At 45.3% G+C, this 13472-nt stretch carries 15 protein-coding genes; 9 read left to right on the forward strand and 6 right to left on the reverse strand.

From position 1 onward, the window contains the following. Positions 1 to 40: 40 nt before the first annotated feature. From B3K91_RS07915 to B3K91_RS07935, 5 genes are read right to left on the reverse strand one after another with little or no spacing between them, the layout of a single operon-like run. Complete coding sequence (locus B3K91_RS07915; protein WP_292594537.1) at positions 41 to 421, reverse strand: hypothetical protein; 381 nt, start codon at positions 419 to 421, stop codon at positions 41 to 43. Positions 422 to 470: 49 nt separating this feature from the next. Beyond that, on the reverse strand, positions 471 to 1568 hold the full coding sequence (locus B3K91_RS07920) for a hypothetical protein (protein WP_292593117.1): 1098 nt from the start codon (positions 1566 to 1568) through the stop codon (positions 471 to 473). Then, on the reverse strand, positions 1565 to 3382 hold the full coding sequence (locus B3K91_RS07925; RefSeq protein WP_292588288.1) for a peptidoglycan DD-metalloendopeptidase family protein: 1818 nt from the start codon (positions 3380 to 3382) through the stop codon (positions 1565 to 1567). Before B3K91_RS07925 ends, B3K91_RS07920 begins: the two co-directional genes overlap by 4 nt. A gap of 5 nt (positions 3383 to 3387) precedes the next feature. Continuing rightward, a complete protein-coding gene (locus tag B3K91_RS07930; RefSeq protein WP_292588286.1) occupies positions 3388 to 4284 on the reverse strand; it encodes a DUF881 domain-containing protein in 897 nt (298 codons plus the stop codon). A gap of 48 nt (positions 4285 to 4332) precedes the next feature. After that, positions 4333 to 4605 (reverse strand): HU family DNA-binding protein, encoded by a 273-nt coding sequence (locus tag B3K91_RS07935; protein ID WP_103133832.1) that lies wholly within the window; start codon positions 4603 to 4605, stop codon positions 4333 to 4335. Between the two features lie 216 nt (positions 4606 to 4821). Here B3K91_RS07935 and B3K91_RS07940 point away from each other — a divergent pair, with 216 nt between their 5' ends. The 9 genes from B3K91_RS07940 (at position 4822) to rpsB (ending at position 12166) form a co-directional block, all read left to right on the forward strand. Beyond that, positions 4822 to 5742 (forward strand): ABC transporter substrate-binding protein, encoded by a 921-nt coding sequence (locus B3K91_RS07940; RefSeq protein WP_292588281.1) that lies wholly within the window; start codon positions 4822 to 4824, stop codon positions 5740 to 5742. Next, on the forward strand, positions 5726 to 6487 hold the full coding sequence (locus tag B3K91_RS07945) for an ABC transporter permease (RefSeq protein ID WP_214078705.1): 762 nt from the start codon (positions 5726 to 5728) through the stop codon (positions 6485 to 6487). Before B3K91_RS07940 ends, B3K91_RS07945 begins: the two co-directional genes overlap by 17 nt. Beyond that, on the forward strand, positions 6471 to 7160 hold the full coding sequence (locus B3K91_RS07950; RefSeq protein ID WP_099829061.1) for an ABC transporter ATP-binding protein: 690 nt from the start codon (positions 6471 to 6473) through the stop codon (positions 7158 to 7160). Before B3K91_RS07945 ends, B3K91_RS07950 begins: the two co-directional genes overlap by 17 nt. A gap of 58 nt (positions 7161 to 7218) precedes the next feature. Further along, on the forward strand, positions 7219 to 7755 hold the full coding sequence (locus B3K91_RS07955; RefSeq protein WP_103133829.1) for a YceD family protein: 537 nt from the start codon (positions 7219 to 7221) through the stop codon (positions 7753 to 7755). A 17-nt stretch (positions 7756 to 7772) separates the two neighbouring features. Further along, a complete protein-coding gene (gene rpmF, locus B3K91_RS07960) occupies positions 7773 to 7955 on the forward strand; it encodes a 50S ribosomal protein L32 (protein WP_099829059.1) in 183 nt (60 codons plus the stop codon). 3 nt (positions 7956 to 7958) lie between these two features. Beyond that, complete coding sequence (gene plsX / locus B3K91_RS07965; RefSeq protein WP_292588272.1) at positions 7959 to 8957, forward strand: phosphate acyltransferase PlsX; 999 nt, start codon at positions 7959 to 7961, stop codon at positions 8955 to 8957. Between the two features lies 1 nt (position 8958). Beyond that, complete coding sequence (glmS, locus tag B3K91_RS07970; RefSeq protein ID WP_292588270.1) at positions 8959 to 10785, forward strand: glutamine--fructose-6-phosphate transaminase (isomerizing); 1827 nt, start codon at positions 8959 to 8961, stop codon at positions 10783 to 10785. A 106-nt stretch (positions 10786 to 10891) separates the two neighbouring features. Further along, entirely contained in the window at positions 10892 to 11278 is a 387-nt protein-coding gene (gene rsfS, locus B3K91_RS07975) for a ribosome silencing factor (protein ID WP_103133826.1), read from the forward strand. Positions 11279 to 11356: 78 nt separating this feature from the next. Then, on the forward strand, positions 11357 to 12166 hold the full coding sequence (gene rpsB, locus B3K91_RS07980; RefSeq protein WP_214061347.1) for a 30S ribosomal protein S2: 810 nt from the start codon (positions 11357 to 11359) through the stop codon (positions 12164 to 12166). A 117-nt stretch (positions 12167 to 12283) separates the two neighbouring features. Here rpsB and B3K91_RS07985 read toward each other — a convergent pair whose 3' ends face one another. After that, a complete protein-coding gene (locus B3K91_RS07985) occupies positions 12284 to 13465 on the reverse strand; it encodes an IS256 family transposase (RefSeq protein WP_292594563.1) in 1182 nt (393 codons plus the stop codon). Between the last annotated feature and the right edge of the window lie 7 nt (positions 13466 to 13472).

The following is a 13472-nucleotide window of genomic DNA, read 5'->3' on the forward strand; positions in this document are numbered from 1 at the left end:
CTAGCTCATAAGTAAGAGAGTCACCGTCTGGATCTGTCGATTATTCACTCAAGTCTATGGTCATTTCCTCGCCGACTGAAATCTGAAGATCGCCGATTTCTATAGAAGGAGCTCTATTGTTATCTACAACCGTCACCTTGAACCTTCTGAAATCTGAATCACTCCCGTTACTTGCTTGTAGTTTTACCCAGTACTCTCCAGCTTCATCATAACCGGGAGCGTAAAGATAATAACTTCCCTTGATCTCGCCAACTCCTTCCAAAACCTGGAAATTCAGATCTTCGGCGTTCCCTGACAAAATGTAACTGGCCAGCAATAATTCAAGAGTTTCTCCCTCAGTGACAACCTGAGGATCTATCTGCTTCAGTAATCTAGCTCTGGGAACCAGACATGAAGAAGAAACCAGCAGAACGATCAACAAGCAAAGAGCGATTCACAGAATCTTTTAAAACCCAATTCAAACCTCCGACTTATTGCGCTTTGAGAACCAGCAGAGCTCCTGTGTTCTTTCCTGTCTGCCAGTCTTCCTGAAGCAAAACAGCGATTTCCTTTCCGTTGAAAACAATATCTACCGGATAGCCATCTAACTCTACATATTCTATCGTATTTCCTCTGCTATCCAAAATCTCAAGTGTTCCAGTAATGGTCTCAAGAACGTAAATTCTTTCCCCGTTATGAAAGACTTTTATTGGGCCACGACCTATTAGGTCATAATACTCCGTCCGGTAACTTGAAAGTTCCACAGTCATTATCTGGTCTTCACCGGTCAGAGCAACCCATATCTTTCCATTATGGACTATCGGAAAATTCGGGTACCTGCCAAGGTAGACTGTGCGCATTTCGCTGAAATCAGTTTTGGAAAGTATCTTCAGACTCTCCTCAACGTAGGAGATAAGAAAGAGCCTATCGCCTTCGAGATGTATGTATGAAGGTCTCTTGCCGATATTCACTTCCTTTACCAGATTTCCCCATTCATCGAATACCAGCAGTCCCTTTTCGGTTTCGTGAGACCGGGTTAACATATTGTAATTGTGAAAAAGCGAGACGAAAAAATGCTCTGAATCCTCTGCCACAGAGAGTCCAATCACCGGGAGTTTGTGCCTCTTGATTATCTCTCTCTTAGCAATATCAAGCACTAGGAACTCATAGTCATTTGTGAGTATTCCGATTTTTCCATCAATGAACGATCCCGTAATCAGTCTGCTCGATGTTGGAATCTCATCAATCTTCTTCCATCTACTCGGATGCAAAGAAGCATCCACGACAACCAGCCTACCGCTGTAGAATCCAAAGCAGTACAGTTTCCCATCTCTATAGATGAGATCATTAATTCCGTCATTTCTCATAGTATCGAAAATCGTAATGGGCCTGAAACTGGCGTCGAAAACAACTAATTCAGAGTCGCCTTTTACAAGAGTAACGTAGTACGTTCCGCTGCTGTTTTCGACCTCAACAATTCTCGAGGGCATAACTCCAAGGGGATATCTTTGCCCGAAAGTGATCGTTCCGAGCACATTACCTTTAAGAATTACGATGAAAAGAAGAAAGAGCATCATTGATCTTTTCAAGGGCGCTTCACCACATATACCAGAAGATCTTCTTTGAAACTCGACGCGATATTGAAATCATGAGTGTAAACATCGATCTTGTTACCCCTTATAGAACTACCGGTGTCCTCAACAACAAAGAATCCCTTGTTTGGAGAGGACGAGAAAAACGGAATATAGACAATCGAGCCAAGAGGAATTACGCTGGGATCGGCGGCAACCGTTCGATATCCCTTCACGAAATCCCCACTTGCAGTCATTTTGAAAGAAGGCGATGTCGGATTCTTTGCATCATCCCACTCAGTGTACATTGTAACCTCAAAAGTTCCCACATTATCGAAGATTATATCGGCTGGATTCACAGGGACATCTGCCTTCCAGAATTCAAAGTGGAGATTTCCCTTTGCATCTGATGCCAATCCAATGGTGTCTCCAACCCTTACAAAATCACCCTTGATAACCGTTCGGCTTCCCAGGCGTGCATAGACAGTCTTAAGGTTGTTCCCATGATCGACAACAACCATCTCACCGTAAAGATCGTTTACACGCTCCGAGAGAATAACTTTACCGGGAAGAAAGGCGGTTATCCTGGAATTCGGCGGGACGGTCAGATCCATTCCCGGGTTGGCATAGCCGTAATCATAGCTTCCGAAGTTCGATTCAATTGAATCAACGAGAAAGTCTACCCCAAGATTCAAGCCGAAATGAGTAGCGATTGATGCCTTAGCCATGAGATTATCCAGTGAGAGAGGTATCTTTATCTCATCCCCTCGGAATATTAGGTCCCAGTTCTTGACCTGAGGATTCATTTCCTTCAGCTGATCTACTGTGACACCGTAAGCCTGTGCAATGTTCCACAGACTGTCGCCCGATTTGACTATGTATGACACGTAAGACATTGGTTCTATGGTCTCGTAAGCTGCCGCGCCAAGTCTGCTGCGAATATCGGAAATCTCTCCAAGAAAGGTGGTCATTGTCACATAATCCCTTTGTTCAGGCTGTTCCTGTTGCTCAATAGCCTCCAGATTAACCGCAAGCTCGCGTGTCCTGGAGTCCATTTCCTCAATCCTCAATACCAGTTCGTTGAAAACCTCTGCATCTATAACGGCCGATCCAACAGTCTCTTCAAGTTCTGCAAGCCTCCTTGCAATCGAATCATATCTTGCGCTATCGATGGCTGAAGTATCCGTTCTTGCTGCAAGCTGCTCGATCTTTCGCACGAGTTCTTCGTATTTCCCGTCATCTCGCTCAGGCTCCTGTTGAACAACAACAACTTCAGTGTTCTTTATCTCTTCTATTCTTCTGAGGAGCTCTTCGAATTTCGCCTCATCAATTGAGCTGTCGTAGCTACCCACTTCGGAGATTCTCTGGACGAGCTCTGTGTATCTTGAAGAGTTCAGAGATTCTAGGGCCTGGACTTTTCTGTTAAGATCGTCGATCTCCCGCGTCATTATGTTGGTTTCTACCGAGCTGATCAATACTCCGTCGATCTTGTCATAGAGCGTCTTAACGATTGCTGCAGACGAGGCGGAGTCTATAACCGATTCAGCAAGCATATTCTTTATTATCTGAAGTTCTGCTCTCAGCGCTTCAAGCTCATCATAGCCTGCATAGGTGGGCTCTATTGCTTGAACAAAGTTTATGCGAAAGGCAAGCTCCTGTACAGCATCTTCAAGCTCAACTATCTTCCTTTGACTAAGAGCAATAGAGTCAATCTTCCCTTCAATAGCATCCATCTTTGCAAGAAAATCATCTCTAGTAATGAACGGAGAGTTACACCCCGTGAAGAGCACGAAAACAGGTATAAGAAGAGTAAGAAGGGTAACCTTTTTCAACTGAATCAACCCCCTCCCGCGGGAATGGTAATAAACTCAAGAGGCAGAAAAGTCATTTCAATCTCCCTGCCCTTGAAAAACTCCTTCAAGAGACCCAGACCGGAAACCAAATAATCATAATCGCCCAACACCTCAATAACAATAGGCGAAATTTGAGTAGGTACATCATCAATTATAACAGTTGCTCCTACGCAACGCACGTAAGTATATGGCATTATTCTCTTCCCATTTAATGAGATCTTAGTTGCCCTCAAGGCATATATTTCGTTCAGAATCATAAGGATATCGCTGTCATGGATAATGCTACTTCCTTTGAAGCCAGATTCAATTCTTATTCGTACACCTTTTCCAACCTCTTCCTCGTAAAACTCACTCCGAGTACTGTAAGGGACAACAGTTCCCGAAACGGCGTTTTTGACATCAACCATACTGGATTCTACAAGCGACTTGAGCTCTTCCAGCTGCCACTCAAGAGAGACAATCTTTCCTCTTATTCCCTCTATCTGGGTCGAGTAGTCTAGAGTCTCTCTTCTATCCAGTGAAGTGAGAAGATTCCGAATGTTTTGCATATCATTTGAGAGATTTGTCAACGAGTCCCCAACGGAAGTACTGCTAACAGCAGCCGAGACTGAGTTCAGGTTTGCAATAATCCCCTGAAAATCGGTGATTATCTTCGAAAGATCCTGTCTCACTTCAAGAGAAGAGAGTGAGTCGAGATTCAGGTTGAGTTGGGAAACTCTTTCGGACATGGTCTGAAGTTTGTTCTCTATTTCCCTTGTACTGAGACTTGAAACCATTTCATCGCCAAACTGCCTGAGAAAGTAGATGTTCAAGAAAGCACCCAAAGCCACAATAATAATGAAGATAACAAAGAGAACCCAGATTCCTTTCAAGTCTTTCACTCCAAAACAAAAGCGGCGGCAACTCCGGCCGCCGCAGAGTCTACGACACTATTTTACCTTTTCCTTCAGTTCCTTTCCAGGTACGAATTTAGGAACTTTTCCGCCCGGTATCGTAATGGGCTTCTTGGTTCTCGGATTGACACCCTTTCTGGCCTTCCTTGAAGCTACCATAAATGTGCCAAAACCAACGAGTCTCACAACATCACCTTTAGACAGTGTCTTTTCGATGATCTCGATCACTGTGTCAAGGGTCTTTCCAGCATCTTTCTTAGTAACACCCGTTTTCTCAGCGATTTCAGCGATGAGTTCTTTTTTGTTCATACTGTTCCCCCCTTCGCATGAGATGTCGCTATTATTCTACCACTCAGAGCTCAAATTACCAAACTCCTTATAGAGGGCGATTCTAGCCTTCATCGGGAAGAAATCGGCCCTGAGAGTTCTGATTCGGCTTCAGGCTCGCGATTTGGCCTTCAAAGCTGTTAAGCCGTCGTCAGGCAGGCGAATTGAGTGTATAATTGCTAGTGGAGGTGGTTCTATATGAAGAAACTCATTATTACAGTTTTAGTGGTGTCTCTAGCCCTCGTATCTTTTGGCATCAATTACATAAATCCAGTTGGTCCTACTCTAATTCCAATTGCTGAGTTACTCTCCTCGGATATCTCTAATGAAGTCCCGGGTCTCGAAATCAATTTGTGGAGAAGCGTAGACGAAGCGATTTCAATGCTGGTTACAGGGAGGGCACAGATAAGCCTTCTTCCCGTAACCGTCGGAGTTAAGCTGGCAGCTTCTGGAGTAGATATTAAGCTCGCGGCAGTGAGCATGTGGAATGGCTTCTATTTCATATCTACAGAGAAGCCGATAGATGATATAAAAGACCTGGTAGGAACGGTGATCTACACCTTGCAGGCACCCGGTCAGACAGCAGACACCATTCTTCGCGGCGCCCTTGAGTCCCGTGGATATGAAGTCGGAAGAGATGTGTCGATAGTCTACGTAGGCGGCGCCGAGTCTGTGCAGCTTCTTGCGAGCGGAAAAGCCAAGCTCATACTTGTACCTGAACCGTTTGCTTCTCTTGCCGAGGCTCGTGTTCAGAGTGTAATAAGGTCCATGCCGATTGAAGATCTATGGGAAAGCTTCAACGATAGGAGAATCAACATTCCTACATCGGGGATATTCGTAAGCGGTTCTCTCGATAGAAGTGTTGTCGAATCATTCCTTCTCCTTTACCAGCAGTCCATGAGCCTGTCGCTCGCTAATAGGGAGAAGACTGCGGAGATAGTGTCAGAAAAGATGGGTGGCTTCCCCATTCCTGTACTGCAGAAGGCAATGGATACAGCAGGCTTTCTATTTGCAGACTCCGAAAAAGCCAGGGAAGAAACAACGATATACATTGAAAAGCTGCGGGAACTCGATCAGGAACTGACGGGTGATATTGATCTAGATGCTCTCTTCTTCTAGAAGGAAACAGCTTGCGCCAATTCTCTCGGTAGGTTTTCTTCTACTGGTGTGGTTTGTCGCATCTCTGCTGGTTTCAAGCAACCTTCTATTGCCTGGTCCAGGCGAAACAATAGCGGAATTCACGAAAATACTCTCAAGCGCTAGAGGCTGGTCGAATATTGTCGAAACATGCTCAAAGGCTTTTATTGGGCTTTTTCTCGCGCTGGGGATGGCCATGGTGACCGGGTTTCTTATGGGTCTGATCGATGTATTGTATGAATTGCTCAGACCGTTGGTAGTGATTCTCCAGTCTATTCCTATCGTATCCTGGCTTGCTCTGGCGATCTTCTGGTGGGGGGTAGGGTTCTCTTCTCCAGTATATATTGTATTGCTTACGCTATTTCCTATCTTCACAATTAATATTGCAGAGGGAGTCAGAAACGTAGACAAGAAGTTGGTAGAGATGGCAAAAGTTTACAGGCTCTCCAGGAAGGTTGTTCTCAGGAAGATCTATCTTTCCTCTGCCTTTCCCTTCATAGTGTCGTCAATGAGAGTGGGGGTTGGAATCATGTGGAAATCAGTCGCAGTAGCTGAGTTCATGGTTGGGGCATCCGGTATAGGAAGAGCAATGTCCGATGCGAAGTACTCAATAAACACTACCAGAGTCTTCGCTTACACTCTGATCCTTGTGATTCTCGGCATACTTACCGAGAAGCTTCTAGATCTGCTAATAGGAAGGAGTGCCCGCTATGCACTTAAGAATTAGAGATCTGCATAAGCAGTTTGACGGGGAGAAGATAATTGATGGTTTCAGCTACTCTATAGACGGTGATTTCTTCCTAACGATCCTCGGCAGCTCCGGCTGCGGTAAAACCACACTACTGAGAATCATCGGCGGTATCCTGAAGCCCGATAGCGGAACTGTTGAACTTGACAGCAAACGCTTGGGATTTGTATTCCAGGACGATAGGTTAATCCCGTGGTTGACGGCTGCCCAGAATATCTCGATTGTCTCACCTGGGTGCGACCCGGTTGAGTTTCTCTCATTTGTTGGACTGAAGAAGCATAAGAGCAAGTATCCTTCTCAGCTAAGCGGAGGGATGCGCAGGAGAGTCAATATAGCGAGGGCGTTAGCCTTCAACCCTGATATCATTCTTTTGGACGAGCCGTTCAGTTCTCTAGATGTTGTAATTAAGGACAGGCTGATGGAAGACATCCAGAAAATCTGGATGAGGAGGGGAATCAGTGTGATAATGGTTACACATGATCCTGCGGAGGCAGCGAGGCTCTCGACAGACATAATAATCATACAGGACAAACTTTCGAAGACTGATTCTATAGATCTCGGCAGTCCGGAAGAGAGAACAATGGACGAAATCGATCGAATAGCTCGTAGCCTGTTATCTAGAATGAAGGAATCTTCTTCATTTGTTCAATGAAACGTGAGTAAATTGAAATAGCAGTGATGTAGTATTTGCTGGCACAGAGGTGATTGAAATGGCGAAAATCCATGAGTTAATCGTTGATCTGAACAGCTTCGAATTCAAGAAGACGATAGATGTCGTTCTGGACCCAGACTTCACAGAAGAGATAAAGCTGACAAGCGCTGCAGAGACCCACATCGAATTGTATAAAGATAAGGATTCGATCATTGTAACAGGTTCGGTGAAAACAATCCTCGAAGAGAACTGCGCAAGGTGTTTGAAAGAAGTCTCAATCCCGATTGAAGGAACAATTGAAGCCACCTACGTACTTCAAGACAGTGTTGTTTTTGCAGAAGACGGCACAAGCGCCGACCTGGATAATGTTCTGAGGCTTGAGGGAGATCTGCTGGACTTGTCAGAACGCGTTATTGAGGCTATAATTGTTGAGGTTCCTCAGAAGGTTCTGTGCGAAAAAGACTGTGCAGGTCTGTGTCCATATTGTGGAGCAAACCTTAACGATGAGCAAAACCATTCGTGCCAGAAGAGGGAAGAGATTCAGGATGAATGGCACAAGGCTATTTCCGACCTGAGAGAGAAATTGAAGAGCTAGATATAGGAGGGATTAGAGTGGCCGTTCCAAAGCAAAAGCGAAGCAGGAGCAGAACCCGCTTGAAGCGCGCAAAGACATATAGTGCGATCAAAGTGGCTGTTTCTACATGTCCAAACTGCGGCGAACCAAAACAGCCACACAGAGTGTGCCTGCACTGTGGCTATTATGGAGGAAGACAGATTCTTGAGATTGGTGAGTAACAGATGCAAGGCGTAAGAATTGCCCTCGATGCTTTTGGTGGAGATAATGCTCCCGAAGTTAACATAGACGGTGCTTTTCTTGCTCTCGAAGAGTTTCACGATCTTGAGATAGTTCTGGTAGGAAAAGAAGAAAGTCTCAAGCCTTTGCTGAAAGAGACGCCTGAAAGCTCAAGAATTCGAATAGTTGATGCGGGAGAGGTTTTTCCGATGTCGGAGAAGCCTTCTCTTTTGCTGAGAAAAAAGGAGACCTCTCTTTACAAAGCCGCACAGCAGGTGAAAGACGGAAAGGTCGATGCTCTTGTTTCTGCAGGGAATACGGGCGGGGTTCTTGCCGCCGCACTTTTCATTGTGGGAAGAATAAAAGGCGTTGATCGAGGCGCTATCGCCGTTCTAACTCCCTCCAAGAATGGATTCACCATACTGGTCGATGCCGGAGCAAACTCCGAAGTCAGGTCTGAGCACCTGCGCGACTTCGGCAGAATGGGCTATGAATACGCGAAGCTTCTCGGAAGAACCAACCCGAAGGTTGGGTTGCTTAATGTTGGTGAGGAGCAAGAGAAAGGTACTGAACTCACTAAGCAGGCATTCGACTATCTGAAAGCTGAACTTGGCGATGATTTTGCTGGGAATGTTGAAGGCAGTGATATCAACTACGGAGATGTAGATGTAGTTGTCTGCAGCGGATTCGACGGCAACGTTGCCATGAAAGCAATGGAAGGCACGGGAAAGCTGATTTCAGCAACGCTTAAGAAAGAAATCAAGCGGAGCGGTCTTTTCGGACTGATCGGTGCTCTCTTTCTCAAACGCGCGCTGGAACGGCTGAAAAGAGCTATGGACCCGAGTGAGTACGGAGGTGCTTTCATCCTTGGTGTTAAAGGGGCCGTTGTGAAGGCCCACGGCAATTCTAATGCCCTCGCCATAAAGAACGCAATTAGAGTTGCTTACCAGGGAGTCAAGGGCGATCTAGTTAAGAGCCTCGAAATGAAGATTGGAGAAAAGTAGTATGTGCGGCATTGTTGGAATGGTTGGAGAAGACCTCACAATAAGAAAGCTTGTAGATGCCCTGAAGAAGCTTGAATATAGAGGCTACGACTCCGCAGGAGTTGCCGTGAACAGTCGAGAAGGTCTAAGAGTAACGAAGGCCGTTGGAAGGATTTCCGCTCTCGAAAAGATTCTTGGAGACGAGCTGGATTCGAGCGTTGTTCAGGGAATTGCCCACACCAGATGGGCAACTCATGGAGGGCCTTCCGATTTCAATGCACATCCTCATACCGATTGCACGGGAAAGATAGCGGTTGTGCACAATGGTATTATCGAGAATTTCGACGTTCTGCGAATAGATCTAGAAAAGAAGGGCCACATTTTCAAGTCGGTTACCGACACAGAGGTAATAGCCCATCTCATTGAAGACCATTATTCCGGTGACATTGTTTCAGCCGTAAGGCATACTTTGGTGGATCTTGAAGGTGCGTATGCAATTGGCGTAGTTCATCAGGACCATCCCGACGTAATCGTTGCAGCTCGCAAAGGGAGTCCCCTTGTCGTAGGATCTACTGGCGAAAGCGGCTATCTTGCCTCAGACGTTACGCCTCTATTGAAGCATATTAGAGACGTCTACTTCATTGATGATGGAGAACTTGCCGTAATTCGTCCAGGCAGTGTAAGTATATCCAGATTGGACGGCACATCTGTTAGAAAATCGTCAACTAGGATAACCTGGGGCGAGGACTCGGCTGAAAAGGGCGGCTATGATCATTTCATGCTCAAAGAGATATTCGAAGAGCCACAGACTCTTAGAAATGCTCTCATGTCCAGAATCAAGGATGGAGCTCCCAGGTTCAAAGAGGTTGATCATCTGAAAGAAGAGATCGCGAAGGCTAGATCGATAACTGTACTGGCTTGCGGAACAAGTTACCACGCAGGATTAGTCTTCCAGAGATTCATACAGGACTATTCTGGGATTCGGATAGAAGTTGAAGTGGCTTCAGAATTTCGTTACAGAAGATTGCCGGAAGGATTCAGTGACCTTGTCATAGCTATTTCCCAATCAGGTGAGACGGCAGATACTCTTGAGGGGATTCGTAAGGCGAAAAGACTTGGAACCAGAATCATATCTCTTACAAATGTTGTTGGGTCCACAATTTCGAGAGAGAGCGACGCAGTGATTTATATAAATGCCGGTCCGGAGATAGGTGTGGCAGCCACCAAAACTTACGTCGCACAGGTTGCAGTCCTGCTTCTTCTGGGAGCCTGCATCTCCAGCATCATAGGTCAAAGCAGTTCAGATATCGCAAAGATTGTTAATGAGCTGGAAGGGATGCCCACGGTTTTTGAGAATACACTCCCAGCCGCTAACGAACAGTGTAAAAGACTGGCAGCGGAATACTCCGATTTCAAACATTTCATGTACATGGGCAGAGGGTATAGCTATGCAACTGCCCTTGAAGGCGCCTTGAAGCTCAAAGAGATCAGTTATATTCACGCAAGCGGTTATCAGGCCGGAGAGCTCAAGCATGGCCCTATAGCTTTACTGGATAAGGACTTTCCGGTCTTTGCAATAGTTCCTGAGGATGAATTGAAGTCGAAGATGATTTCCAACATAATGGAGACCAGAGCAAGAGATGCAAAGGTTCTGGCTATCTGTTCAGAGAACGATAAAGAAGTCTCAAAGACCGTGAACAGTCGTATCGAGGTTCCTCGTGTTCTCGATCCCCTATATCCGCTGGTGATGTCACCTTATCTGCAGCTCTTCGCATACTACATCGCGGTTAAGAGAGGGCTAGATCCAGACAAACCGAGAAACCTGGCTAAGAGCGTCACTGTTGAATAGAGAGAATCAAGATCGATTTTGGCGCGGTTCTGGAAGTGATTTTGCATGGATCGTTTTCTGAAGGGTTTTTTCGGAGTACGGTGAACCGTCAACGGATGACCATGATATGAATAGGAGAATCAATTTGGATAACGTAGTTAAGGAGATCGCAGACATTTTGGATGAAAAGCATGGAGAAGACATCGTAATACTGGACGTCTCCAAGGTGTCAAATCTATCTGATTACTTTGTCGTAGCAACCGCCAATTCTGACCCCCATATGGGTGCTCTTCGAGAGGCGATACTCGAGTACATCGAAAAGGAAACCGTCGAGATCATCTACTATGACAAAGGAAAAGGCTATGATTGGCTGGTAATAGATGGCGGTTACTTCATCGTCCACATATTCAGTAAGAAGGGAAGAGAGTTCTATTCTCTCGAAGACCTTTGGTTGAATGCAAAGCGTTACACATATAGAGATCTCGTCGCTGACGAGGACAACACACGGCAGTAATCGCAGTCGATCCCGGTGCCCCTTCTGTAGGGGTCGATCGGCGCAAAGCCGGAGGAAAACCAAAACGGAGGTGTATTTGTGTCGGTAGTATCTATGAAACAGCTTCTCGAAGCCGGAGTTCACTTCGGTCACAGAACGAGAAGATGGAACCCCAAGATGAAGCCGTATATTTATGGTGAGAGAAAAGGCATCTACATCGTAGACCTTCAGAAGACACTTAAGCTCATTGAAGAGGCCTATGAGTATGTGAGAAATTCTGCTCAGGAAGGTGCAACGTTCCTTTTTGTTGGCACAAAGAGACAGGCTCAGCAAATCGTACAGGAAGAAGCGAAGAGATGTGACTCCTTTTACGTCAACAGCCGCTGGCTCGGTGGCCTTTTGACGAATTTCGCTACGATCAAGAAGAGAATCGAGGCTCTCAAGAACTTCGAAGAAATGGAAGAGTCGGGAAAGCTCGCCGCTCTACCCAAGAAAGAGCAGAGCATGATCAACAAAAGGCTCGATAAGCTTAGAAAGAACCTGAGCGGTGTCAAAGAAATGCAGAAGCTTCCCGATGTTATCTTCATTGTTGACCCCAAACAAGAAGAGATCGCCGTTGCAGAAGCCAACAAACTCGGCATAAAGGTTATCGGTATAGCAGACACCAACTGTGATCCAGATGTAATAGACTTCATAATCCCCGGAAACGACGACGCCATAAGGGCAATTCAGTTGATCGTTCATACCATGGCCGATGCTATTCTTGAGGGCAGAGAGGGTCTAAACGCCGCTGCTCTCGAAACTAAGAAAGAATCGACTGCCGAAAAAACTGTCGAAGTCTCTTCAGATGAAGAAAAACCCTCCGAAGAATTAGTCGATGACTCAGATGATTCAGAGGACGAAGAATAATAGAAGCAATTTACGCCTTTAGTAAGTCGGGGAGCCTTTCGGCTCCCCGTTTTTTTAACTAATCAAGGTTCTGTCTCTTTTTTTGTGTAAACCCCTTTTTTGTAATGGATTTAAGAATCAGCTTATGTACTTAGCTAATCTTTCATACTTTATCACAAGTTGAGAAAGGATCTTTGACCATTCAAGGGTTCTTACTGTCCATTTCTTTGTTATATTTATTATTGCTAGATAAGCCATCTTTAAGAGAGAAGTATCCGTAGGAAAGACTCCCTTATTGTTCGTTACCTTCCTCAGTTGTCTATTAACTGATTCAATGGGATTAGTTGTATAAACCAATCTTCTCAGTTCCTCTGGATATTGAAAGAAGGTTGAAAGAGATTCCCAGTTTTCCTTCCAGCTTTTTATTGACAAGTGGTATTTGTCTCCCCACTTCTCTTCTAGTGCAAGCAATGCATTCCATCCTGCCTCTCTTGTCGGTGCCTGATAAACTGTCTTTAGATCGCGTGCGAGAGGTCTACGATCCCTCCAGGTTACATATCTCATGGTGTTTCTTATCTGGTGAACTATGCACTTCTGAACCTCTGAGAATGGATATACAGCCTCTATGGCTTCTTCCATTCCGCTTAATGCATCTATTGAGAAGATTGCCACGTCTTCAACCCCGCGATTCTTTAATTCGTTGAGAATGCTTAGCCAGTAGCTTGCTCCTTCTGTTTCACTTATCCACATACCCAGAATGTCTTTGTGGCCATTTAGGGATACTCCTAAGGCTATATAGAGTGCTTTCTTCCTTACCTGGTTACTCTCAACTACCTTGAAGAACACGGCATCCATGTAGACTATCGCATACGCAGATTCTAATGGCCTGTTTCTCCATTCGGAGACCAGTGGCAGTATCTTGTCCGTTATCCTGCTTATGCTCTCTGCAGACAATCTAGAACCGTAGATATCCTCTATGTGACTCTGAATATCTCTTACTGTCATTCCCCTCGCATACATGGAGATTATCTGATCCTCTATCCCTGAAATGTCCCTCTGATGTTTCTTCACAACAATAGGCTCAAATTCACCTTTTCTGTCCCTTGGTATCTCAAGTTCTATTTCTCCGTAATCGCTCCTAACTGTCTTCTTGCTATGTCCATTCCTTGAATTGTCAGTCTCTTTGCTCTTGTAGTCATGCTTCGAATATCCAAGCTCTTCCTCTAGTTCTCCTTCAAGCATTTCTTTAATAATGTCACCAAACAACTCCTTCATTACCTCTTGAACATCTCCGACATTTTCAAATCCATTCTTCTCGATTAACGAC

The organism is Mesotoga sp. UBA5847, assembly GCF_002432735.1.
Taxonomy (GTDB): domain Bacteria; phylum Thermotogota; class Thermotogae; order Petrotogales; family Kosmotogaceae; genus Mesotoga.